At 61.1% G+C, this 20795-nt stretch carries 19 protein-coding genes and 2 tRNA genes; 7 read left to right on the top strand and 14 right to left on the bottom strand.

Annotation, left to right across the window (positions count from 1 at the left end; translation table 11 throughout):
* Window position 1: 1 nt before the first annotated feature.
* The 3 genes from ABD687_RS14080 to ABD687_RS14070 all read right to left on the bottom strand — a co-directional run bounded on the left by ABD687_RS14080 (window position 2) and on the right by ABD687_RS14070 (window position 3208).
* Window positions 2-967 carry a GNAT family N-acetyltransferase gene (locus tag ABD687_RS14080; RefSeq protein ID WP_310290192.1) on the bottom strand — a complete coding sequence of 322 codons (966 nt, stop codon included), beginning with the start codon at window positions 965-967 and terminating at the stop codon, window positions 2-4.
* Between the two features lie 581 nt (window positions 968-1548).
* Entirely contained in the window at window positions 1549-2409 is an 861-nt protein-coding gene (locus ABD687_RS14075) for a rhomboid family intramembrane serine protease (RefSeq protein ID WP_302263315.1), read from the bottom strand.
* A gap of 253 nt (window positions 2410-2662) precedes the next feature.
* The gene (locus ABD687_RS14070) at window positions 2663-3208 is read right to left on the bottom strand and encodes a peptidylprolyl isomerase (protein ID WP_302263316.1); all 546 of its coding nucleotides are present in this window, start codon (window positions 3206-3208) and stop codon (window positions 2663-2665) included.
* Window positions 3209-3465: 257 nt separating this feature from the next.
* On the opposite strand from ABD687_RS14070, the gene ABD687_RS14065 reads away from it, so the two are divergent.
* Window positions 3466-4371, top strand: coding sequence for a hypothetical protein (locus ABD687_RS14065; RefSeq protein ID WP_310290197.1), 906 nt, complete (start codon window positions 3466-3468; stop codon window positions 4369-4371).
* A 104-nt stretch (window positions 4372-4475) separates the two neighbouring features.
* Here the strand turns inward: ABD687_RS14065 and ABD687_RS14060 are convergent, their stop codons facing one another.
* The 11 genes from ABD687_RS14060 to dnaA all read right to left on the bottom strand — a co-directional run bounded on the left by ABD687_RS14060 (window position 4476) and on the right by dnaA (window position 17144).
* On the bottom strand, window positions 4476-5381 hold the full coding sequence (locus ABD687_RS14060) for a DMT family transporter (protein WP_310290200.1): 906 nt from the start codon (window positions 5379-5381) through the stop codon (window positions 4476-4478).
* Window positions 5382-5525: 144 nt separating this feature from the next.
* Window positions 5526-5598: transfer RNA gene (locus ABD687_RS14055), tRNA-Ala, on the bottom strand.
* 51 nt (window positions 5599-5649) lie between these two features.
* Window positions 5650-5766, bottom strand: coding sequence for a DLW-39 family protein (locus ABD687_RS20750; RefSeq protein ID WP_367281523.1), 117 nt, complete (start codon window positions 5764-5766; stop codon window positions 5650-5652).
* Between the two features lie 40 nt (window positions 5767-5806).
* A tRNA-Ile gene (locus tag ABD687_RS14050) sits at window positions 5807-5880 on the bottom strand.
* Between the two features lie 121 nt (window positions 5881-6001).
* Window positions 6002-6613, bottom strand: coding sequence for a DUF3566 domain-containing protein (locus ABD687_RS14045; protein ID WP_310290204.1), 612 nt, complete (start codon window positions 6611-6613; stop codon window positions 6002-6004).
* Complete coding sequence (gene gyrA, locus ABD687_RS14040; RefSeq protein WP_310290206.1) at window positions 6610-9300, bottom strand: DNA gyrase subunit A; 2691 nt, start codon at window positions 9298-9300, stop codon at window positions 6610-6612. The genes ABD687_RS14045 and gyrA overlap by 4 nt, the downstream gene beginning before the upstream one ends.
* A gap of 60 nt (window positions 9301-9360) precedes the next feature.
* On the bottom strand, window positions 9361-11355 hold the full coding sequence (gyrB, locus tag ABD687_RS14035; protein WP_264271058.1) for a DNA topoisomerase (ATP-hydrolyzing) subunit B: 1995 nt from the start codon (window positions 11353-11355) through the stop codon (window positions 9361-9363).
* A 355-nt stretch (window positions 11356-11710) separates the two neighbouring features.
* The gene (locus tag ABD687_RS14030; protein WP_264271046.1) at window positions 11711-12262 is read right to left on the bottom strand and encodes a DciA family protein; all 552 of its coding nucleotides are present in this window, start codon (window positions 12260-12262) and stop codon (window positions 11711-11713) included.
* Window positions 12259-13461 (bottom strand): DNA replication/repair protein RecF, encoded by a 1203-nt coding sequence (recF, locus tag ABD687_RS14025; protein ID WP_310290209.1) that lies wholly within the window; start codon window positions 13459-13461, stop codon window positions 12259-12261. Before recF ends, ABD687_RS14030 begins: the two co-directional genes overlap by 4 nt.
* A gap of 172 nt (window positions 13462-13633) precedes the next feature.
* Window positions 13634-14764: a DNA polymerase III subunit beta gene (dnaN, locus tag ABD687_RS14020; protein ID WP_302263321.1), complete on the bottom strand. Its 1131-nt coding sequence runs from the start codon at window positions 14762-14764 to the stop codon at window positions 13634-13636.
* Window positions 14765-15731: 967 nt separating this feature from the next.
* Window positions 15732-17144: a chromosomal replication initiator protein DnaA gene (gene dnaA / locus ABD687_RS14015; RefSeq protein ID WP_264271049.1), complete on the bottom strand. Its 1413-nt coding sequence runs from the start codon at window positions 17142-17144 to the stop codon at window positions 15732-15734.
* A gap of 501 nt (window positions 17145-17645) precedes the next feature.
* Here dnaA and rpmH point away from each other — a divergent pair.
* From rpmH to rsmG, 6 genes are all read left to right on the top strand, one after another.
* Window positions 17646-17783 carry a 50S ribosomal protein L34 gene (gene rpmH, locus ABD687_RS14010; RefSeq protein ID WP_217390880.1) on the top strand — a complete coding sequence of 46 codons (138 nt, stop codon included), beginning with the start codon at window positions 17646-17648 and terminating at the stop codon, window positions 17781-17783.
* A 75-nt stretch (window positions 17784-17858) separates the two neighbouring features.
* Window positions 17859-18227: a ribonuclease P protein component gene (gene rnpA / locus ABD687_RS14005; protein ID WP_310290212.1), complete on the top strand. Its 369-nt coding sequence runs from the start codon at window positions 17859-17861 to the stop codon at window positions 18225-18227.
* Window positions 18211-18570, top strand: a complete 360-nt coding sequence (gene yidD, locus ABD687_RS14000) for a membrane protein insertion efficiency factor YidD (protein WP_264271051.1) — start codon at window positions 18211-18213, stop codon at window positions 18568-18570. Before rnpA ends, yidD begins: the two co-directional genes overlap by 17 nt.
* A 15-nt stretch (window positions 18571-18585) precedes the next feature.
* A complete protein-coding gene (yidC, locus tag ABD687_RS13995) occupies window positions 18586-19551 on the top strand; it encodes a membrane protein insertase YidC (protein WP_310290215.1) in 966 nt (321 codons plus the stop codon).
* Window positions 19552-19553: 2 nt separating this feature from the next.
* A complete protein-coding gene (locus tag ABD687_RS13990) occupies window positions 19554-20102 on the top strand; it encodes a Jag family protein (RefSeq protein WP_264271053.1) in 549 nt (182 codons plus the stop codon).
* A 25-nt stretch (window positions 20103-20127) separates the two neighbouring features.
* Window positions 20128-20769, top strand: a complete 642-nt coding sequence (rsmG, locus tag ABD687_RS13985; protein ID WP_264271054.1) for a 16S rRNA (guanine(527)-N(7))-methyltransferase RsmG — start codon at window positions 20128-20130, stop codon at window positions 20767-20769.
* The last annotated feature ends 26 nt before the right edge of the window (window positions 20770-20795 follow it).

The following is a 20795-nucleotide window of genomic DNA, read 5'->3' as shown; positions in this document are numbered from 1 at the left end:
TTCAACGGGCCCGGACGATCTTTCGATACATCGTTCCCTGCCGAACCAGCTCAAACCCCAAGAGTCGGTACAGCCCCGCCGCACCGGTTGGGCTTTGCGCGTCCACCGACAGGTCCACCTTTGTATAACCGGCGTCGAATGCCGCCTGAACAGCCTTAGAGAGCGCCCAAGCCGCATACCCTCGTCCGCGTGAGGAACGTGCCGTACCCACGCGAGATATGTACAGTTCTCCCGGCACCCATTCGGCCGCCAAGACGTAGCAGAGAGCGGTGGTCGGAACCGAGCCGCCGTCCGCTTGCAGCAGCACCTGGGAGTACGCTCCCCGGAAGGAACGGGATTCGGTCATGGCCGCCCATTCGTTGACGCTCTTCGGGGTCGAGCCCCAATGATCGGCGAAGGCCTCATTGTCCAGGAGCCGAACCGGCTCGGACAAGCTGGGAGAGTATGCGACCAGCCGCGCGTCGCCATAGGCCGCCACAGGGCGTCCCCGGGGCCTGAAATTGTCAGGCAACACGGACATGTCCTGGAAATAGCGTGCAGGCTCGTACCCCCTGCTCCTGGCCATGGCGCCAGCACCATGGCCTGCGGCATTCCCCCACACATCGATGGTGAAGTCGATCTTGGGGAGTCGTTCCGCCATCTTCTCCGCTGCCCTTGATTCAAGGGTGTCCATGATTCCGGACCCGTGGCCGCGACGGCGGTACTCGGGCGCAATGCCTCCGTCGATGGAAACCCGCCCACGGCCGTCGCGCAGCTGCTCACCGAGGCGGAGCTGACCGAACCCGATCATGGCATCGCCGTCCCAGAGTCCAATCGTGTCTTGTAGGGGGTCCACGCCAGGTTCGTCCAGTTCCTCTGCCAGATCCTCGACTTCGTAGAATTCCCCGGTTTCATCGAACGCTGCCAAGCGGTTGGTCAAGGCTGCCCACGCAGCGACATGCTCGGGGTGGATCCAATCCTGGCGCATGGGGACTCTCCGGTATGGGGGAAGCACCCGGTGGGTGCGGAAGCCTGATGAGCACCATTTTTGCAGTTTTCCCCCACTAATCACAGGGCGAAGTGGGCGGGGGAGTAGACGCGAAACTTAGTAACATGCTGTGCACGAAAGTTATCCACAGGTGGGGACAAAGCTGTGGGTTCAACCTTTTGGAGCGCCAGTTTCGCGGTTTGGGCGGTCTTGCGGGGTGTGAATTACATGTGCGTAAGTTATTAACACTGTGGATAAGCCGTGTGGACAACGGACGGCAAACCCTCCTCGAAGTGCCCGGATTTCCGCGCAATCTCACGGATTCGGTTAAACTTTCGACGAGTACGCTCTGCTGGACCTCCGAATCGGATCCCCAACACTTCACAGGTTGTGCACTAAGTTATCCACAGGTGTGGATGAAATTGTGAATACTTGCCAAAAACTATCCACAAACGAGACGGACCGGCGTCAGCGCGGGCGCTGGAGCCGGTCCGTCTCTTATGAATTACATGGTTGTGAGTTATTAACAGTGTGGATAACCCATGTGGACAACTTTCATGGCCAGCGGTCCTATTTGGCTGTCAGAGTCGAATGTTTGCGGCACCGTAAAAAGTCAGCGCACATAGCAACAGAATCAACAATGCAGTGCCGGCCCACTGCATCAGGGCCTGCTGCTTTCCCTTGGGCGCGTGGGCCATGACGGCTGCCGTTGCAGCACCTACCACCAGCCCGCCCACGTGGGCCTCCCATGCGATACCAGGGATGATGAAGCCGATGGCCAAGTTGATCGCAATCAAGATGACGATCTGCATGGTTTGGACTCCGCGTGCGCGGAGGAGCACAAACATCGCGGCGAAGAGCCCGAACACCGCACCGGAGGCACCCAGAACGGGAACCCGTGGATCGGTGATCAAGAGCACGGCGACGGAGCCGCCAAGACCGGAGGCCAGGTACAGGGCCAGGAAGCGCAGCCGCCCCAGCATCGGTTCCAGCACACGTCCGCAGATGTACAGCGCGTACATATTGAAGGCAATGTGCCCAATGAAAGTCGTGGAGTGGGCAAAGATCGAGGTGAGCATGCGCCACGGCTCGGGTTCCAGATACGGGCTGGTGTACAGCCCTGCGTACACAACGTAGTCACTGAAGTCGCGCAGTATCATTTGCAGGCCGAAGACAACCACGTTAATGGCGATCAACACATAAGTCACCAAGGGGCGGCCGTCCGTCGCCTTGCCGCCAAAGACCGTACGGGTGCTTGGCAACTGCTTGTTGGCCTCGCGCACGCAGTCCACGCACTGGGTTCCTACCGCCGCCGTGACTTGGCATTCGGGGCAGGCCGGACGCAAGCAGCGTTGGCAGGTGACATACGAAATCCGGTCGGGGTGCCTGGGGCAGACGGGTGCCTGCGCGGCCTGGTTCGGGTTGGACAGTCCATATGACATGGAATCGATGCTCCTGGGTAAGTACATTCGTTGCCCCGTTGCCACGGGACGGATTACAGGCGCGGCGGTCCACGCGCCGGGACCGGGTATGCGCACGTTGCAAGACGTGCGTGCCGGGCAAAAGCAAAAGGCCCCATCCATCCGTCCCGCCGCCGTCCCTCACCTTGCAGGGCGAGGTGAGGGACGATGCGGCGGGGCGGCCGATGGAGCCTTCGACGGTTAAAGGCGCATGAACCGCGCCCGGATCACGTGCCTAGAGCGCGGTGACGTCGATGCTGCTGATGGAGACGTCTTCGAGCGGCTTGTCGCGGCCGTCGGTCGGAACGACGTTTAGCTGGTCAACGAGCTTGCGCGAAGCTTCGTCGGTGACATCGCCGAAGATGGTGTGCTTGCCCTGCAGCCAGGTGGTCGGGATCGAGGTGATGAAGAACTGGGAACCGTTGGTGCCCTGGCCCATCTGGATACCTGCGTTGGCCATGGCCAGCTTGTAGGGCTCGCGGAAATCGAGCTCGGGATTGATCTCGTCGTCGAAGCGGTAGCCCGGTCCGCCGGTGCCCTGGCCCAGCGGGTCGCCGCCCTGGATCATGAAGTCGGAGATGATGCGGTGGAAGATCGTGCCGTTGTACAGCGGGGTGTTGACCTTCTCCTCGCCATTGCGCGGGTCGGTCCAGGTCTGTTCGCCGGTGGCCAGGCCCACGAAGTTTTTCACGGTCTTGGGGGCGTGGTTGCCAAAGAGGTTTACGACGATGTCGCCCAAGTTGGTGTGGATGGTGGCTGTATGCGTTGGGATTGCAGTCATACAGTCATTCTTCCATGAGCGCTCTAACCGCTGTTGCGAATGGCTACGCGTTCAGTGAACACGACCACACGATTGTTTATATGCCGGTCAGGTAATGGCTGTAAGCCAAGCGTAGGTCGTAGGCTAGGACGAAGCTTACGAAACGATCGAAGGGGTTCACTGTGAAGTCAGAACGTATTGCTCGAGACTTTGGTGAAAGTGTTGCCACTGGTGCCGAGCAGGCATTGGATTGGGCAGCTCCAAAGGTGGACACGGCCGTGAAGTGGGCCGTTCCTCGTATAGAAAAGGGCATCGAGACGGCATCCCCGAAGATCCAGGAGAGCCTGAACTGGGCCGCCCACGAACTTTCGGAGACCGTCGCGCGGGTCAGTCCCATGATCCAGGAGTCCCTGGAGCGCGTGGGTCCACGACTCTCCGCGGCCATTGACGAAGCCACCCCCCGGGTCCAGAAGGCCGTTGATCGTGCCACTCCCGCGCTGAACGAGGCGCTCGAGAAGGCGACGCCTGCCCTCACCCATGCGCGCAATGTCGTTCTCAACGATTACCTGCCGGCGGCCAATGAAAAGATCGGCCAGGCGGCCGAATTCACCACGCGCAAGCTTGAGCAGGCCAGGGTCCCCGAGGCACTTCACCAGGTTTCCGAAAAACTCACGCCTAGTCCTGAAACCGTCGAACGTGTCCAGAACAGCGCAAGCGCTGCCGTGGGCCGAGTCAGCAAGGAGCTGAACAAGGTGCAGAAGCCTGCGAAGAAGAAAAAGGGATGGCTTGTCGTAGCCGTCATTGCCGCCGCGGGCGCAGCGGCCGTGGCTGCTTGGCGTGCCTCGAAGCCCATCGACGACCCGTGGAAGACCCCGGCACCGGTGGAACCGACCACCGTACGCGCAAGCGGCCCGGTGGAAGTCCCCGCCAGCGTGGAGGAAGTCCGCGACGAAGTGGCCGCATCGGCAGCCGCCGCCAAGGAGAACAGCTCAGCTAAAGCCGACGAAGCGGTGGCAGACAACAAGAAGCAGCTTTCCGAATCGGCTGAGGAAATTTCGGAGGCGGCCACCACCGCCAAGCACAAGGCAGAGGCAAGCCTGGACTCCAGCGAAGCAAGGGTCTCCGAAGCCGAGGCTTCCACTGGGGACACCGCGCCAAAGCCGGGTCCCCGCACCAAGAAGTAGTTTCGGTCGATCCCGGGACATCCGCAACGGATGCCCCGGGCAGACATAGAGCAACAGGGCAGCACGTGGTCTTCACTGCATCCGGCAATCCGAGATGCGATGGATCAGGTGGTGCCCTGTTCCTTTGTCAGCGGTTCCACGAGGGCCTTGCTCTGAGCGTGCGCCTGTCCACGCACGACAAAGAACAGGCCGACAAGGATGATAGCCAGCCCAAACACGGTTCCGGCCGGCAATATCTGCCCCAGGAACAATGCGGCCAGGAGGGCCGCCCCCGGGATTTCCAGCAAGATCAGGGTGGAAACGGTGAGCGGGCCCAGCGAACTCAGCAGATGGTTCAGGGCCGAATGCCCGAGGACCTGGGAGCAGAGAGCCAGTGCAAGGATGCCGATCCACCCATTGAGGTCGAATCCCCAGACCGGTTCGCCGGCCAGCAGGCACATTGCCAAGAGCAGGACAGAAGTCAGCCCGTAGCAGATGGTGGTGTAGGAACTGGTGCTCATGGTCGCGCGGGCCTTGGACCCCGCCAGAGTGTAAGCGGCGGCCAGGACGCCGCCTATGAGGGCCAGCCCGTCACCGATAAGTGCCTCCGTGCCCGACCCGATGTCGAATCCCGTGATCACCAGAACGCCGGCAAAAGCCAGCAGCACTCCCAGACCGACCCTCCAGCCATACCTTGTTCCGCGCAGGGATTGGAACAGCGCTATCCACGCCGCTTGCAGGCACACCAGTGCGGTGGATGCAGCGACGGTGGTCATTCGGATCGACGTCATGAAGAAGGCGAAATGCAGCGCAAGCGAGAGGGCGGCGAGGGCGCTCCATCCCCATTCCCGGCGGCGCAGCCGGCCGAAACCGCGCCGATCATTCACCAGTGCGGGCACGGCCATGACTGCAGTGCCTATGGCATTGCGCCACAAGGCCATGGAGAGGGCGGGAACGGCCGGGAACGCGGCAATGAGCGGCCCTGAAGCGGCAACTCCCAGGACGCCCACCAGGGCCAGTAGAAAGGTCACCTGCCCACTCTATGGTTACTCGTGCCGGGCCACCGAATGCGGGCAGCGGGGGAGCCGACAACCCCTAGAATTCAAGGGGCTGGCTGGGCGCGAGTGTTAAAGAATAAAAGACCCGGAACTTGCGTCCCGGGTCTTTTATTTCGGTGGAGACTAGGGGGGTCGAACCCCTGACCTGAAGCTTGCAAAGCTACCGCTCTACCAACTGAGCTAAGTCCCCGTATTTTGTTGTGCATCAACTTCTTGCATGGCAGGTTGCCCTGCCCCGGATTCAGGATACCTTATCGGTGCCCTGGCTCCAGGTGGCCTTTTCAGCCGTGGATCCCTTGTACTTACGATAACCAATAACGCCCGCGGCTACTGCCACCAACACCAGAAATTTCCGCATGGAGATTTCCTTTCACCTATCGTTCGGACGAGGGAATCCGTGGGCGTACCTGGACTTGAACCAGGGACCTCTTCGTTATCAGCGAAGCGCTCTAACCGCCTGAGCTATACGCCCTCTATGTTCCCGCCGGGAACGAGATAAAACTTTACCCGAGAAACCACCAAAGAAACAAATCGGCCCCCAAACGTCCCTTTATCAAGGGCGTTGGGGGCCGACTTTGGCGTGTTTCCGCGAATTAATCGTCGGTCAAGGTCACGCCAATGCCGCCAACCAGGGTCGACGAGAGGTTGTAAAGCACCGCTGAGAGCATCGACAGGGCCGTGAGTAATACCACATTCACCACGGCGATGATGGTGGCAAACGAGGCAACCTGGCCCAGCGATGCGATTTCCATCAAATCGAACCCGGTTTCGGAGCCGATAATTTCGCGCAGCAACCCGTTGATGGCCTCGAAGATGCCGGTCAGGTCAAGCACCGACCACAGGACGACGCTTGCAACGACGGTAACAATGCCAAGGGCGACCGAGAGCAGGAACGCCATCTTCAACACCGACCAGGGGTCGACCTTGGAAATGAGCAGGCGTGCCTTGCGGACCTTTGCCTTGGGTGCCGGGCGGACCAGCTGCTGTGGGCGTCCCTGTGCCGGGCCGGCGGGTCGCGGTGCGCCGGGACGTGGTGCCCCGGGGCGGGGTGCGCCTGCCGGACGCTGCGCTGCCGAGGGCTTGGGCGCGGTTCCTGGCCGGGGCGCACCGGCGGGGCGCTGTGCCCCTACGGGTGCCTGTCGTGGCGGTGCGGGACGGGTACCACCTGTGCCGCCCGCCGGGCGGGGCGTATTCGGGGTGCTCACGCGTTACCTCCGTCGTTGGTGGCCTCGTCGTCGTGCCCAAGGTTTTCCTCGGTTCCTGCCGGGTTTTCATCACCCGGAAGGGCCTCGGAGGCCGTTTCTTGTGTCTTTTCCGCGTTCAACGGTACTGCATCTTCCTCGGCGTTCTCTCCGAGGCCGCGCTCGGTGTTCTTCGCGACGGCGATGATGCGGTCCTTCTTGTCCGGCTTGGCAAAGATGACGCCCATGGTGTCGCGGCCCTTGGCGGGAACCTGCGAAACGTCCGAGCGGACCACCTTGCCGCCCTCCATGACCACCAGAACCTCGTCCTCATCGTGGACAATCAGCGCGCCGACGAGGTCGCCGCGGTCCTCGGCGAGCTTGGCTACCTTGATGCCGATGCCGCCGCGGGACTGCACGCGGTATTCATCCACGGAGGTGCGCTTGGCGTAGCCGCCCTCGGTGACGACAAACACATAGGAATCGTCGGTGACCACGTCGGCGGCCAGCAATTCGTCTTCCTCGCGGAACTTCATGCCGGTGACGCCGCTGGTCGCGCGTCCCATGGGGCGCAGTGCCTCGTCGGTGGCGGTGAAGCGCACCGACTGCCCCTTGCGGGAAACGAGCATCATGTCGTCGGTCTCGCTGATCAATTGCGCAGAGACGAGTTCGTCGCCCTCGCGCAGGTTGATGGCAATGACCCCGGCGGTGCGATTGGTGTCGTAGTCGGACAGGCGGGTCTTCTTGACCAGGCCGTTGCGGGTGGCGAGCACCAGGTACGGGGCCTGCTCGTAGTTGCGCAGGTCAAGGACCTGGGCGATGCGCTCGTCGGGCTGGAAGGCCATCACGTTGGCCACGTGCTGGCCCTTGGCGTCGCGTCCGGCCTCGGCCAGTTCGTAGCACTTGGTACGGTAGACGCGGCCGTGGTTGGTGAAGAAGAGCAGCCAGTCGTGCGTGGTGGTGACGAAGAAGTGCTCCACCACGTCGTCGCCGCGCAGCTGTGCGCCCTTGATGCCCTTGCCGCCGCGGTGCTGCGAGCGGTAGTTGTCGCTCCGGGTGCGCTTGACGTAGCCGCCGCGGGTGATGGTGACGACCATTTCCTCTTCGGGGATCAGGTCCTCGACGCTCATGTCGCCGTCGTAGCCCATCAGCACCTTGGTGCGCCGGTCATCGCCGTGCTTCTCGACGATCTCGGCGAGTTCCTCGGAGATGATGGTGCGCTGGCGCTGCGGGTCCGCGATGATGACCTTGAACTCGGTGATCATCGTTTCGAGTTCCGCGTGGCGGTCCTGGATCTTCTGGCGTTCCAGGGCGGCCAGGCGGCGCAGCTGCATGTCGAGGATCGCACGGGCCTGAAGCTCATCGATGTCCAGCATTTCCATCAGCCCGTCGCGCGCGGCCTCGGTGGTGTTGGAGCGGCGGATCAACGCGATGACCTCGTCCAGGGCGTCCAGGGCCTTGAGCAGGCCGCGCAGGATGTGCGCTTCCTCCTCGGCCTTGCGCAGGCGGAACTGGGTGCGCCGGATGATGACTTCCATCTGGTGCGTGACCCAGTGGCGGATGAACGCGTCCAGCGAGAGGGTGCGCGGCACCCCGTCGACGATGGCAAGCATGTTCGCGGAGAAGTTGGACTGCAGCTCGGTGTGCTTGTAGAGGTTGTTCAGCACCACCTTGGCCACGGCGTCGCGCTTGAGCACGATGACCAGGCGCTGGCCGGTGCGGCCACTGGTCTCGTCGCGCAGGTCGGCGATGCCGGAGATCTTGCCGTCCTTGACCAGCTCGGCGATCTTCACCGCCAGGTTGTCAGGGTTGGCCTGGTAGGGCAGCTCGGTGACGACCAGGCAGGTGCGTCCCTGCAGTTCCTCGACGGAAACCACGGCGCGCATGGTGATGGAGCCGCGGCCGGTGCGGTACGCATCTGCAATGCCCTTGGTGCCCAGGATCATGGCGCCGGTGGGGAAGTCAGGGCCCTTGATGTGGCGCATCAGCTCTTCGAGCAGTTCCTCGCGGTTGGCCTCCGGGTGCTGGAGGTACCACTGGACGCCGGAGGCGACCTCGCGCAGGTTGTGCGGCGGGATGTTGGTGGCCATGCCCACGGCGATGCCGGAGGAGCCGTTGACCAAGAGGTTCGGGAAACGCGCCGGCAGGATGGTGGGTTCCTGGTTCTTGCCGTCGTAGTTGTCCTGGAAGTCAACGGTGTCCTCGTTGATGTCCCGGACCATCTCCATGGCCAGCTGGGCCATCTTGGTTTCGGTGTAACGCGGGGCGGCCGCACCGTCGTTGCCCGGGGAGCCGAAGTTGCCCTGGCCCAGGGCCAGCGGGTAGCGCATGGTCCAGTCCTGGATCAGGCGGACCAGGGCGTCGTAGATCGCGGTGTCGCCGTGCGGGTGGTACTGGCCCATGACCTCGCCGACCACGCGGGCGCACTTGTTGTAGGAGCGCTCCGGGCGGTAGCCGCCGTCGTACATCGCGTAGATCACGCGGCGGTGCACGGGCTTCAGGCCGTCGCGCACGTCCGGCAGCGCGCGTCCCACGATGACCGCCATGGCGTAGTCAAGGTAGGAGCGCTGCATCTCGGTCTGCAGGTCGATCTGGTCGATCTTGTCGACGCCGAGGTTTACCGCCACGGCGTCGTCGATCACCGCGCCCTCAACGATTTCTTCGCTGCCGGGGGCGTTGTCCTGCGGGTTTTCGGGAGTCTGATCGCTCATCGATTTCTTCCTCTAGTCAAAAGTCTGTGTCTAAACGCTTCGGGAGTGCGGGATCGAGGACTAGATGTCCAGGAAGCGCACGTCCTTGGCGTTTTGCTGGATGAAGTTTCGACGCGATTCGACGTCCTCGCCCATCAGCACGGAGAAGATCTGGTCCGCGGCTGCGGCGTCGTCCATGGTGATCTGGCGCAGCGTGCGGTGCTCGGGGTCCATGGTGGTGTCCCAGAGTTCCGAGTAGTCCATCTCGCCCAGGCCCTTGTAGCGCTGGATGCCGTTGTCCTTGGGCAGGCGCTTGTTCTTGGCGGCGCCGGTGGTCAGCGAGTCGTCGCGTTCCTTGTCCGAGTACACGTATTCGTGCGCGGCGTTGGACCACTTGATGCGGTACAGCGGCGGCATCGCCAGGTAGACGTAGCCGTTTTCGATCAGCGGGCGCATGAAGCGGAAGAGCAGGGTCAGCAGCAGCGTGGTGATGTGCTGGCCGTCGACGTCTGCATCGGCCATCAGCACGATCTTGTGGTACCGCAGCTTGGCCATGTCGAATTCCTCGCCAATGCCGGTGCCGAAGGCCGTGATCATGGCCTGGACCTCCGCATTGCCCAGCGCGCGGTCCAGGCGGGCACGCTCGACGTTCAGGATCTTGCCGCGCAGCGGCAGGATGGCCTGGACCCGCGGGTTGCGACCGCGCTTGGCGGAGCCGCCTGCGGAGTCGCCCTCCACGATGAAGACCTCGCACTCGGCGGGGTTCTTCGAGGAGCAGTCGGAGAGCTTGCCGGGCATGCCGAAGGATTCCAGCGGCGACTTGCGGCGCGCGTTGTCGCGGGCCTTGCGCGCGGCCAGGCGTGCCTGGGAGGCCAGCTGGGCCTTGCGGATGATGTCGCGGGCGGTGATCGGGTTGCGCTCGAGCCAGTCGCCGAGTTCCTCGTTGACCACGCCCTGGACGAAGCCCTTGGCCATCGAGTTGCCCAGCTTGGTCTTGGTCTGGCCCTCGAACTGCGGTTCGGCGAGCTTGACGGAAATGACCGCGGTCAGGCCCTCGCGGATGTCGTCGCCCGTGAGGTTCTCGTCCTTTTCTCGCAGGATCGTCTTCTCACGCGCATAGCGGTTGATCAGCGAGGTCATGGCGGCGCGGAAGCCCTCTTCGTGGGTGCCGCCCTCATGGGTGTTGATGGTGTTCGCGTAGGTGTGCACCGACTCCGAGTAGGCGTTGGTCCACTGCATGGCGACCTCGACGCTGATGCCCTTGGAGGTGTCCTCGGATTCGAAGGCGATGACGTCTTCGTGGACAAGCTCGACCTTCTTGGAGGAGTTCAGGTGCTTGACGTAGTCGAGCAGGCCGTCCTTGTAGAGGTAGTCGACGACGCGGTGCTTCGGGGTGTCGTCTTTGAGTTCGTCTTCCTCCGTGGCGATCTCGTCGGCGTCGACCTCAAGGGTGCGCTCGTCGGTGAGCGTGATGCGCAGGCCCTTGTTCAGGAAGGCCATCTGCTGGAAGCGGGCGCGGAGGGTCTCGAAGTCGAAGTCGATCGAGTCGAAGATGCTGTCGTCCGGGTAGAACGTCTGCATGGTGCCGGTGGCGTCGGAATCCTCGCCCTTGACGAGGGTGCCCTGCGGCTTGCCGCCCTCGGCGAAGCTCATGCGCCAAACGCTGCCCTGACGGCGGATCTCGGTTTCCACGCGCGAGGAAAGGGCGTTGACGACGGAGATGCCCACACCGTGCAGTCCGCCGGAGACCGCGTAGCCGCCGCCGCCGAACTTTCCGCCGGCGTGCAGGATGGTCATGACGACCTCGACGGTCGGCTTGCCCTCGGTCGGGTGGATGTCCACGGGGATGCCGCGGCCGTTGTCCTCGACGCGGACACCGCCGTCGGCCCGCATGGTGATCTTGATGTGGTCGCAGTACCCGGCAAGGGCCTCGTCGACGGAGTTGTCCACGACCTCGTAGACCAGGTGGTGCAAGCCGCGCGGGCCGGTGGAACCGATGTACATGCCGGGGCGCTTGCGCACCGCTTCGAGGCCCTCGAGAACCGTGATGTCTTGGGCGCCATAGGTGTGTTCCACCCGGCCGTTGACACTCTCATCCGCCGGCTGCGCCGCGGGGGATTCGCCGGCCTCTACGGAATCGATGGGTTCCTGGGGTGTGGTGTTATCGGTAGACACAGGTGCTACAGACTCCTCAAACAGTGGAAGGCCGAACACCGAAGGTGCCCGATCATGAACCAGCGTCCCATCGCACGGACAAGACACCTTCATCAATTCTACCGTGTTGCGCCATATTATCCGGCATTGACGGGCAGCAACATGCCGTCATTGGCCACCAATCATGCACAGGAGCGATTTGTCCCGCCTCGAGTGGGGGGCTATGTGGTTCGCGCGCTCTCGGTGCGCCAGTCGGCCAGCTACGCGTTTTGGTTTTCTACCCGTAGGTGTCGCGCGGACCTCTGCCCTTGACCGAGCGCCCGCCGTGGCGCCAGGATGGTGCGGCCGGTCCAAGGACCCGGATCACGGTGATCACTCCGGGGCCGAGTTCCCTGTCAAAGTGCTTGAGCAGTTCATGGGAAAGCAACCGCATTTGCGTGGCCCAGGTGGTGGAGTCGCAGCGCACCACCACGGTGGAGTCCTCGAACGACTCGGGGATGCAATGCGCGGCAATCTGCGGGCCCACCAGTTCGCTCCAGCGCGAAAGCACCGAGCCCACGGCCACCGGTGCGCTCCAGCCGCGGTCGCGCACGATCTTGCCGAAGAGGTTGCCGATTTCCTGGGGGTCGCGCCCGTCAGAGTATTTTGCCGGCGCGGAACTCGCTCGTCTCTTGGCTTTGCGCGCGGCGGCATTCTCTTCGAACTTGGCTGCCTTCGCCGCGTCGATCCGGGCCTCCCCCCGACTCAGTGCCGCTTCGCGCATGCGGTTGAGGATGGCGCGGGCGGCGTCCAATGCCTCCGGGGCGTGCGGGTCTTTTTCCTCGCTCACGAGTGCACCGCTCCCGGACTGACCTTCAGGAAGGTGCCGCCGAGCTCCCCTGGGACATCCCCGGCAACCGCGGCGGTGACTATCACCTGGTCCGCGCCGGCAACGATGGACGCCAGGCGGGTGCGCCGGGTGGCATCGAGTTCGGCAAACACATCGTCCAGGATCAGAATCGGGCCGGCCCCGGGCCGCGGGTCGTCCTCGCCCATGACCTTGTACGCGGCAAGCCGCAGCGCCAGGGCCAGCGACCAGGTTTCCCCGTGGCTGGCATAACCCTTGGCGGGGGCGCCTCCCAGGGTCAGCAGGACATCGTCGCGGTGCGGACCCACAAGGGTGATGCCGCGTTCAAGTTCCTTGGCGCGCGTATTCAACAGGGCCGCGAGGAACATCTCTTCGAGTTCCTCCGTGGTGGCGTCCAACAGCGCCGCGGGTGCCACCCGTGTGGCTTCCTCCTCGGTCTCCGGCACCCCGGAGGAGGATTCCTCGCCGTCAAAATCGGCCAGGACCGTGCATTGGTAGTAGGCGCGGGCTTCCTTGTTGGCGTCGGCCAACGATGCGTAGGCAGCACCCATGTAGGGCGAAAGCAGGCGGAGCACCTCGAGCCGCCCGCGCAGCACCCGTGCCCCGGCACGGGCAAGATGCGTGTCCCAGACATCGAGCGTGGATTCGTGGGCCGTGGAGGGTTTTCCCCCGGCCCGGGCGGATTTCAGCAGGGCATTGCGCTGTTTGAGCACCCGCTCATAGTCCCCGCGGGTCGCCGCCTCGCCAGGACGCAGGGTGACCAGCAGTTCGTCGAGGAAACGGCGTCTATTGGACGGATCCCCCTTGACCAGGGCCAGGTCCTCCGGGGCAAAGAGCACCGTGCGGACGATTCCCAGGATGTCTCGCGCCCGCACCGGGTTGGCGCGGTTGATCCGGGCACGGTTTGCCTTGCCGGCGGTTATTTCCACCTCGATGGTGGTCACCAGCTTGGCCCGCTGGACGCGTGCCCGAACCAAGGCCCGGTCGGTGCCAAAACGCAGAAGTGGCGCATCGTTGGTGACGCGGTGTGAGGAAAGGGTTGCCAGGTAGCCGATGGCTTCGACGATGTTGGTCTTGCCGACGCCGTTGGAACCTACCAGGACATTGGTGCCGGGTCCCAGCTCGACATCGGCTTGCGCATAGGAGCGAAAGTCGGTGAGAGAGACATGTGAGATATACACCTAGACGTCCTGCGGTGGGATCAAGGGGCGGGGTGCCGTCGATCGGGTGATGAAGGCCTGGCGGAAACCGCCAAGAAAAGTCGTGTTCGACCGCTCCGGTTGGAGCGGACGTGGAGCGGTCGAACACTGGATTGCAACGGGGAAGAAAACCAGGTTTTCCCCCGCTTGCAACCTAATTGGGCAAGTTTGGTAGGCGCACCGGCATGACCAGGTAACGGTACTGGTCGCTGTCCTGTCCATCCAGGGACGATTGCGCCGTCATCATGGCCGGCTTCGGGGCACTGGTGAAGGAGAACCGCACGAATTCGCTGTCGAATGCGTTCAGTCCCTCGCTCAGGTAGGCGGGGTTGAATGCAACGGTGATTTCCTCGCCGTCGATCTGCGCCTCGATGGATTCCTCGGCCTGGGCATCTTCCCCGGTGCCGGCATCGAGGGACAGCTGGCCGCCGGCGAACGATAGCCGGACCGGGGTGTTGCGCTCGGCAACGACCGCCACGCGGCGGACAGCTTCCATGAGGTCCGAGGTGCGCACGGTGGCATGAATCGGCGTGTTTTCGGGGAAGAGGGAGCGGATCTTGGGGTAGTCCCCGTCCACTAGCAACGAGGTCGTCCGGCGGTTTCCGCTTTCAAATCCAATGAGTTCGTTGCCTTCGCCCAGGGCGATCTTCAGTTCGCCGGCGGAGCCAAGGGTCTTGGCGACCTCATTCAGGGTCTTGGCCTTGACCAACGCAGAGGTGGAAATACCGGACTGTGAGGGCTTCCAGTGGACCTCGCGCATGGCCAGGCGGTACCGGTCTGTCGCCAGGAACGTGATCAGGTCGTCTTCGATTTCCATCTTGACGCCGGTGAGGATCGGGAGGGTGTCGTCTTTGGACGCTGCAACGATGACTTGGTTGATCGCGTGGGCAAAAGCCTCGCCATCGACGACGCCGGTAACCTCTGGAAGCACTGGAAGTTCCGGATACTCGGCCACCGGCATGGTGGCCAGGTGGAATCGGCTTCGTCCGCAGGTGAGAGTGACCTTTGTGCCATCGGTTTCGATGACTGCGGTGGCGTTTGGAAGGCTCCGGCAAATTTCGGCCAACAACTTGCCCGAGACCAGGATGGTTCCCTCGGTTGCGACATCCGCGGCGATCTCGAGGTGCGCAGAAATTTCGTAGTCGAACCCTGCCAGCGAAACAGTGCCGCTGGTCGCGGTGATGAGGATGCCTGAAAGCACCGGTGAGGGCGGTCGCTGAGAGAGTGAACGGGCGGTCCAGGATACGGCTTCGGCCAATACATCCTTTTCAACGCTGAACTTCACGAAGTGGTCCGCCTTTCACGACGAAGTCGACAGTACTTGACTTAAAGCAAGCTTAGCGGCTCGGAAAAAATCCAAACCCAGAACCGATCCTTGGACCGGCGTGCGTTGACACGCTTGCTTTTGAACCGACTGCAGCTGATGGCAGAACTACGGCACAGCCTTCGAGCATACCGGCTTTTGAGACTCGCAAACGATGATCCTGCCTGTGGCTTGTGTGTGAAACGCGATGACTTTAGCCGAAACCGGAAACCTGTGGCCTCTCTGAAGCCACGAAACGAACGGGGGTGTGCACTGTCCTGAACAAGCGCGCTGTAGCAAGAGAAGCCACTCAATCGAGGCAGCCGATATCACAGGTTGTTTTCGGCAGCCCCGACTATCTGAAGAGCACAAAACGCAGACGGAAGGAGCATGAAGTTTGGGTATCCAAGGTCTTGGCCGGAGTGATACGCGTTTTACGGAGTGCTAGCTAAAATCCAGGTTTCTTCGTCTTGACCAAGGGGGAGCGGACCACAAGTTTCTTCCAACGGCGAATCCAGTCCGGCCCGATGGTGGCGTCCTGAGCGGGATGTTCCATATCGGAGAAACAGAAATTCGGGCGTCTATCTTGGCGGGCAACTCGGCTGCAAGGAACCCATGGGAGCGAGGCAAACGATGGCGATATGGGCCTTGGGGCCCGGGGACGGAAAAGAGGTCTTGTTATCTGGATGAATAAGAAAGATGGGATTAGTAGTGTTAATAACCCCTGTGGATACTGTGGATAAGTACCCTCCGCCGCGGGAACGCACCAATTATGCATGTGCACAACATGTGATTGGGCGTGACACTGAGTGTCACGCCCCGGTGGATAACTTTCTGCGTAAATTAAGGGATCCACAGCGACCCCTGTGGTTATCCGCAGGTAATCGCCGTAGTCCACTTAACTGTCCACAGGCTTATCCACACCTGTGGTTATTGGGTCAAGCAGCCCCTAGCCTTCTCGCTGACGTTGCTTGATCCGGTTGGTCAGTTCGGTGACCTGGTTGAAGATTGCCCGACGCTCGGCCATGAGTTCGCGAATTTTCCGGTCGGCGTGAATCACCGTGGTGTGGTCACGGCCGCCAAGTTCTTGGCCGATCTTTGGCAAGGACATATCAGTGAGTTCCCGCAACAGATACATGGCGATTTGCCGTGCTGTCACCAAAGTCCTGGTTCTGGATTTGCTGTTGAGTTCTTCAATTGTGAGATTGAAGTACTCGGCAGTCTGGGCAACGATCGTGGCCGGGGTGATTTCCTGCGCACCCTCGTCGGTGATCAGATCCTTCAGGACTGTCTCGGCAAGGCTCATGTCAACGGTTTGGTTATTGAGTGAGGCGAAGGCCGTCACGCGGATCAACGCACCCTCAAGCTCGCGGATGTTCGTGGAGATCTTGGAAGCGATGTATTCCATGACCTCGTCGGGCGCGGAGAGATTCTCGGCAGTGGCCTTCTTACGCAGAATGGCAATACGGGTTTCGAGTTCTGGAGGCTGGATATCGGTGAGCAAGCCCCATTCGAATCGTGAACGCATCCGATCCTCGAAGCCTGACAGCTGCTTTGGCGGCAGATCAGAGGTGATCACGACCTGCTTGTTGTGATTGTGTAGCGCGTTGAACGTGTGGAAGAACTCTTCCTGGGTGGCGTCCTTGTTGGCCAAGAACTGGATGTCGTCGATGAGAAGGATGTCGACATTCCGGTAAGTCTGTTTGAAGCTGGCACCTTCGTCGTCCCGGATGGAGTTGATGAAGTCGTTGGTGAATTCCTCGGAATTTACGTAGCGGACGCGGATTCCGTTATAGAGATGCCGGGCATAGTGACCGATGGCATGGAGCAAGTGGGTCTTGCCCAAACCCGAATCGCCGTAGATGAACAGGGGGTTGTACGCCTTGGCTGGAGCCTCTGCGACCGCAACCGCAGCGGCGTGGGCGAAACGGTTCGAGGAACCGATAACAAATGTGTCGAAGATGTATTTGGGGTTCAGCCGGCCAAATTCCTGGGAATTGGACGGTGGCGACGGCTGCGGAAGGACATCGCTGATGCGCGCCTTGGGAACCGGGGGCAGCTCCACGGGGGGAGCCGGAGCCTCCTCTGGGACCAGATCCGAGTCGATGCTGAACGCACAGCGGATATCTGACTGGAAAACCAGCTTTAGAGACTGTTCCAGGGGATCCTTGAGCTGTGTTTGGAGAACGTCGCGAGTCAACTCATTGGGTACCGCCAGCAACAGGGTTGTCCCGATCAGACCTTGGGGCTGAGCCAAGGCGGCAAATGCACGCTGCATGGGAGTGACACGGTCGTCTTGTTCGACATGGCGAACTACCTGGCGCCAGGCACTGCCGACACTATTGGTCTCGTCTGTGCTCACAGTTAGGCCCCTTCGTTTTCTTACATCGACCAAACGGGCGACGAATGGGGCCGGCAACGACCGGACCCAACGGAATGATTCTAGCCGTCATCCACAGCGTTATGCACAGACGGTGGATAACTTGAGGTGGATATCTCCCGAGGGCTTGCAAATCTGCGTGTTAGCAAGTAAAAATTGACAACTAGGACCATGGTGTCAGACCCGATATTCGCTAGTTTTAAGCGTTTATCCACCGGGCTATCCACAATTAACATCACATCACGCACAGTGGTCCTTGCCGGGCCATGGTCGGTTCAATTTGACGTACCCTCACTTCCACCCCTATCGTTGTGTAGTCCTATGTGTGCACTTTTGGCACTGTGAGGTGCCTTCGAAAGTCTTCGGATTATCGAAAGCTCGGAGCAGTCCACGAGGGCCACCTGAATACGAGCGTCGGCCTGTTCTTCCCTACTTATTAGCAACGGGCAAGGCGCATCACATGATCGTCTTGGAGTTACTACCGTGAGCAAGCGGACTTTTCAGCCGAATAACCGTCGTCGTGCCAAGAAGCACGGTTTCCGACTTCGTATGCGTACCCGTGCAGGCCGTGCCATCTTGGCAACCCGCCGTGGCAAGGGTCGCGTCGAACTTTCTGCATAACCATTAAGCACTACTGTCCTGAAATAGCGCAGGTTTTCGTGGATTCTTTGTTTTACAGACTCGACGCGTGACGTCGTGTTGCCAAAGAATCAGCGATTGCGCCTTTCGAAGGACTTTACAGCCACTGTACGTTCCGGCGCCCGAACTGGGCGCCGGAACGTAGTGCTATATGCACGGGTTCGCTCTGAAGAACCCCAGGGCAATAACCGTTTTGGTTTCATCGTTTCCAAGGCCGTTGGCAATGCCGTGCACCGCAATCTCGTCAAGCGAAGAATGCGTGCATTGGCTCAGCAGTTCGCTGCGGATGCCACCGGCCTCGACGTCGTGCTCCGGGCATTACCTGGTTCTGCCGACATCGAATGGGACGAGCTAGGCCAGCAAGTCCGTTCTGGGCTTGATTCGGTTGTCCGTAAGGCGGGTGCTAAGCATGAAAAAGGATCGTAGGCCCAGAACCGGGCTCATCTGGTTCCTTATAGATATCCCGAGAAATCTCATCATCGGGTTTCTCATGGTGTATCGCAAGATCATTTCGCCTGTCTACGGCGACGTCTGTCGTTACTTTCCCAGCTGTTCGGCCTACGGCCTTGAAGCAGTCACGGTACATGGCACCATCAAAGGCATCGGATTAACCATCTGGCGTGTCTTAAGATGTAATCCTTTTAGCCATGGCGGGATCGATTACGTTCCCGAAGGCCGGCGAATTTGGCCAGAAGGCAAGACCCCCAAGATCATGGTGATGAATCATCCTCCGATTCCCGCCGACGAAGACGCCGCAGATGCGGCCTGAGGAGCATGACCGGTAATGACAAATTTCTTTGACCTGCTGCTGAGCCCGTTTCGGTATGTAGTTTCGTGGATCCTCTGGGCCTTCCACGAATTGTTCACGCTCATAGGACTTGATCCCAACTCGGGGTGGACGTGGGCGCTGTCCATCATCTTCCTGGTGCTCTTGATCCGTACGGCCTTGATCCCGGTCTTCGTCAAGCAGATCAAGGCACAGCGCGCCATGCAGGCCCTGCAGCCGGACCTGCGCAAGCTTCAGGCCAAGTACAAGGGCAAGAAAGACCAGCTTTCGCAGCAGGCCATGATTGCGGAGCAGCGTCAGCTCTTCAAGAAACACAAGACGAACCCGTTGTCGTCCTGCCTGCCGATGCTCGTGCAGATGCCGTTCTTCTTCGCACTGTTTACGGTTTTGAACAACGCTTCCAAGGCCAGCGCGAGCAATTCGGCCGTTGGCGCGCTTTCGGCAGAACACATCAAAAGCTTTGACGCGTCGTCCATCTTTGGCGCTCGCCTTTCCGACACCTTCCTGAACACCTTGAATTCCGGGGCTCCGAGCGCCGCGGTGATCATTGTTGCCATCATCATGATTCTTGCCATGACGGCTTCGCAGTTCATTACGCAGAAGCAGATCATGTCCAAGAACATGACGAAGGAAGCCCTCGAGGGTCCCTTCATGCAGCAGCAGAAAATCATGCTCTACATCCTTCCGTTGGTCTTCGGTATTGGTGGCATCAACTTCCCGATCGGTGTCTTGATCTACTGGACCGCCACGAACCTTTGGACCTTGGGCCAGCAGTACTACGTCATTCGCAACAACCCGACTCCGGGTTCCCAGGCAGAACGCGAACTCAATGAGCGCCGTGCAGCCAAGGGCCTGCCTCCGGTTGGCCAGAAGAAGGCAGAAGCGGAAGCCGCGGCGGTAGTAGTTGAAGAGCCAAAGGTGCAGCGTGTCCAGCCCCAGCGCAAGAACAGGAAGAAGAAGTAGCCATGAGCAATGTTGAGGAAAGCGAAGCTGCCGAGACCGTAAGCCCGGTGGAGGAGGACGACGTTCGCAACGAAGCCAGGAACATCGAGGAAGAAGGCGACATCGCTGCCGACTACCTCGAAGAACTGCTGGATATTGCCGACCTCGATGGCGACATCGACATTGAAGTTCGTGGTGGACGGACCTACATTTCAATCGCAGGCGAGCCGGAAGACGAAAAGTCGTTGCGTCGCCTTATCGGTTCCAATGGGGAAGTCTTGGACTCCTTGCAGGAACTCACGCGACTGGCTGTCCTGACCGCGACAGGCAACCGTTCGCGACTCGTTCTGGACATCACTGGCTACCGCCAAGGTCGTGCTGGCGATCTCAAGCGCATTGCCGAAGAAGCTGTGGCCAAGGTGGGGACGACCGGCGGAAGCGTAGCGCTCGATCCCATGAGCGCCTACGAACGCAAGCTTGTACACGATTGTGTGGCCGCCCTGGGCATGCAGAGTGAGTCCGAGGGCGAGGGTCCCGGTCGCCACATCGTTGTCTCTCCCGCTGACGCCTGAGCCTGGAACCAAGGAACAACACTTTATGAGCAACGAAGTAGAACTTACCGCCGAAGAGAGCCAGGCGGCCCGAACCGTGTTCGGCGACCGCTTGGGGCTTGCAGAGCGATACGTTCAGCATTTGGCCACATCCGGAATGGAGCGCGGCCTGCTGGGTCCCCGTGAAGTCCCACGTTTGTGGTCCCGGCATGTCTTGAACTGTGCCGTCGTTGCCAACTTGATTGACCAGGGTGCTCATGTGGCCGACGTTGGCAGCGGGGCAGGGCTACCGGGTCTGACCCTGGCCCTAGCCCGGGCCGACCTAGAATTGACCTTGATCGAGCCATTGGAGCGTCGGTGCATTTGGTTGCACGAAGTCGTTGAGGATCTCGGGCTCGAAAACGTTACGGTGATGCGTGGACGTGCCGAGCAAGTGATTGAAAGCGTGAACGCCGACTTCGCGACAGCCCGCGCAGTTTCGGCTCTTACCAACCTTGCTGGGCTCACGATCCCCCTGCTTCATGGCAAAGGAACCGTCCTCGCCATCAAGGGGCGTTCAGCTGCTGAGGAAGTCGAGAAGGCAGCGAAGATGATTCGTCGTCTCGGTGGTAAAAAGACTGAGGTCGTGACCGTGGGAGAAGATATTCTTCGCGAACCGACGACCGTGGTGCGTATCAACGTAGGCTAGCGCTTTAGCGATAGGCTGTATCAGGT

It is taken from the genome of Paeniglutamicibacter sulfureus, assembly GCF_039535115.1.
Classification (GTDB): domain Bacteria; phylum Actinomycetota; class Actinomycetes; order Actinomycetales; family Micrococcaceae; genus Paeniglutamicibacter; species Paeniglutamicibacter sulfureus.
The sequence above is the reverse complement of the archived record's forward strand: the minus strand, read 5'-3'. Positions and strand labels throughout refer to the sequence as shown.